Genomic DNA, 2,690 nt, shown 5'->3' with positions numbered 1-2,690 from the left:
CTGGCGCCGGTGGCACCCCGTCCGCCGCGGCCGCAGCCGCCGCCGGTGCCCGATCCCGACCTGCCGCCCTTGCCGGTGCGCGCCGCACCGGTCCTGTTCGCCTTCGTGGTCACGCCCGAGCGCCGGGTCGTGCTGCGGGCCCTGGACCCGGCGGTCACCGAGCCGCCGCCACGGCCGGAACCGGGCGAGGGGGTGGCGGGCGTCGCGTTCGAGACATTCGCCCGAGCTTTCCGCGGCACGCTGCTGCTGGGCCAGGACGGCCAGGGCCGGATCGTCGGGCGCGCCCCGGATGGGCCGCCGGAACGGCTGCGCTTCCGGGTGACGCCTGGTGGCGACACGGTGGTCCAGGCGCTGGACGGCCACGCTTATGGCGAGCAGATCGTCGAGCCGCGGCCGGACAGCCTGATCTTCGGCCTGCCCCACACCGTGCTGGCCGAGGCCGGGCAGGGCGAGCTCGTGCTGGATCCGGACCGCCTGATGGCCCGGCTGGTGCCCGACCAGGCGGGTGTGGACCCGCTGCCCGAGCGCCCGCACCGCCGCTCGCTGCTCGTGCCGCTCCTGGGCGTGGCGGTCGTGCTGTGCGTGGGCGGCGCCACCATTCTGCTGTGGTGACAAGGCCGGCTGCAGCCCATCCGCCGCGGCCTGCCATCTACATCGCACCATTCCCCCGGGCGCCATGACGCCGGGGCCAGTCTGCACGGCTGCCTGATCAGCCTGCCGGCACCGATCGCCGGACCGGCATGTTCTCGGTCCGCTCCCACCAGTTCACGCTCTGTTCCCACGAGGTCACCCTCGTCGCGTCCGGTCGCCCGACCCGCCGCGGCTGCCGACGGATCGCCTGCGTTAATCAGTGCAGCTTATTCTCAAATCAGCTGCACTGATTGCAGCCGTTGAAGGGGCAGGGCCGGCCTGCCGGCGCGGCTGCGGATGCCGCGCGGCTGCCGATTCTCGATACGATGCCCGGCTTCCCGAACGGGGCGTGCCGTCAGCCCACCGCACGCATCGCCCGGGCCAGCACGGCGAATGCCTGCGGATCGGCGCACTGCGCGACGTTGAAGCGCAGGAAACTGCCGGCGGTCTGCCCGATGCTGAAGACATTGCCCGGTGCCAGCACCACGTCCTCCTCCAGCGCCCGCCTGGCCACGGCCGCGGCGTCGCGCCCGTCCGGCAGGCGGCACCAGAGGAACATGCCGGCGGACGGCTCCAGCCAGGGCTCGATGCCGAGTTCCGCCAGGCGACGCAGCGCCAGGTCGCGGGCGCGGGCGAGGCGGGCATGCAGCCCGCCCAGATGCCGGCGATAGCTGCCATCGAGCAGGAGCCGCAGTACCACCTGCTCCGCCAGCCGGCCGCCGCTGAACGAGGTCGCGAGCTTCAGGTCGACCAGCCCCTCGATCCAGTCCGGCCGGGCCGCGATGAAGCCGCAGCGCAAGGCGGCGGACAGGGTCTTGGAGAAGCTGCCGACCTGGACGACCCGGCGCAGCCCGTCGAAGGCGGCCAGCCTGGTGACCGGGCCGGTGGCGAGGTCGCCGAAGATGTCGTCCTCGACCACGGTGAGCCCGCCCGCATCGGCGAGCGTCAGCAGCCGGTGGGCCACCACCGGCGACAGGCTGGCCCCGGTCGGATTGTGGATCGCGGAGTTGGTCAGATAAAGCCGCGGCCGATGCGCCTCGATCGCCTCCGCGAACCGGGCGAGATCCGGCCCGGCCGGCGTCATGGGCACGCCGATGACCCGTGCCCGATGCGCGCGCAGCAGCGCCAGGAAGTTGAAGTAGCAGGGATCGTCGACCAGCACGGCATCGCCCGGCTCCAGGAGGAAGCGGCAGACGAGGTCGATGGCGCCGGTACCGGATTCGGTCAGCAGGATCTGGCCGGGCGTCGCCTCGATCCCGTGCAGGCCGAGCCGGCGGGCCAGATGCTGGCGCAGCGCCGCCAGCCCGAGCGGCGCCGCATAGTCGCCAAGATCGGCCGGCTCGGCCCGCGCTTCGCCGCGCAGCGCCCGGCGCAGGGCTGCCTCGGGCAGCCAGTCCGGCGGCAGCCAGCCGCAGCCCGGCTTGAGCATGGCTGCCCCGGCATCCAGCGCCTGGCGGGACACCCAGAACGGGTCGATCGCCCGGTCGAGCTTCGGCCCCAGCTCCGCCAGCGCCAGCGGGGCCGACGGGCCAGCCACGAAGAAGCCCGCCCCCGGCCGCGCACGGATCAGCCCCTCGGCCGCCAGCCGCTCATAGGCCTCGACCACGGTCGAGGGCGACACGCCCATGTTCGTGGCCAGCCCGCGGATCGAGGGCAGCTTCGCCCCCTGGCCCAGCCTGCGCCCGGCGATCCGCCGGCGCACCGCCGCCATCACCTGCTCGATCCGGCTCCTGCTCTCCGCCGCGCGCAGCATCCGTAGGGCTCTCCGTACCCATACAGTTTCGTCCAACTGTATGGGATCGTCCCTGGCGCTGCCAGCGTGGCGCGCGCAAGGTGCCCCCGGATCCATGGCAGGAAGGCGAGGGGCCGGATGGAGCGGACGATGGGGGCCTGGCTGAACGGCCTGCTGGGCGTGCTGATCTTCAGTGGCTCCCTGCCGGCCACGCGCGTGGCCGTGCTCGACTTCGACCCGATCTTCCTGACGGTGGCCCGCGCCTCCGTCGCCGGCGTCCTGGCGCTGGCCCTGGTCCGCCTGTTCCGCCTGCCGCACCCGGCCCGCA

Annotated in this window: 1 protein-coding gene and 2 pseudogenes; 2 read left to right on the top strand and 1 reads right to left on the bottom strand. The window is 73.7% G+C overall.

Annotated features, from left to right (window positions below; genetic code table 11):
• Window positions 1-612 (top strand): annotated as a pseudogene (locus VNS22_RS01380) (hypothetical protein); the annotation flags it as partial.
• A 373-nt stretch (window positions 613-985) separates the two neighbouring features.
• On the opposite strand, the gene VNS22_RS01375 reads toward VNS22_RS01380, so the two are convergent.
• Window positions 986-2,383: a PLP-dependent aminotransferase family protein gene (locus tag VNS22_RS01375; RefSeq protein WP_325728833.1), complete on the bottom strand. Its 1,398-nt coding sequence runs from the start codon at window positions 2,381-2,383 to the stop codon at window positions 986-988.
• Window positions 2,384-2,500: 117 nt separating this feature from the next.
• On the opposite strand from VNS22_RS01375, the pseudogene VNS22_RS01370 reads away from it, so the two are divergent.
• Window positions 2,501-2,690: pseudogene (locus tag VNS22_RS01370) on the top strand (EamA/RhaT family transporter); the annotation flags it as partial.

The sequence above is a fragment of the Geminicoccus sp. genome, from assembly GCF_035556675.1.
Taxonomy (GTDB): domain Bacteria; phylum Pseudomonadota; class Alphaproteobacteria; order Geminicoccales; family Geminicoccaceae; genus Geminicoccus.
The sequence above is the reverse complement of the archived record's forward strand: the minus strand, read 5'-3'. Positions and strand labels throughout refer to the sequence as shown.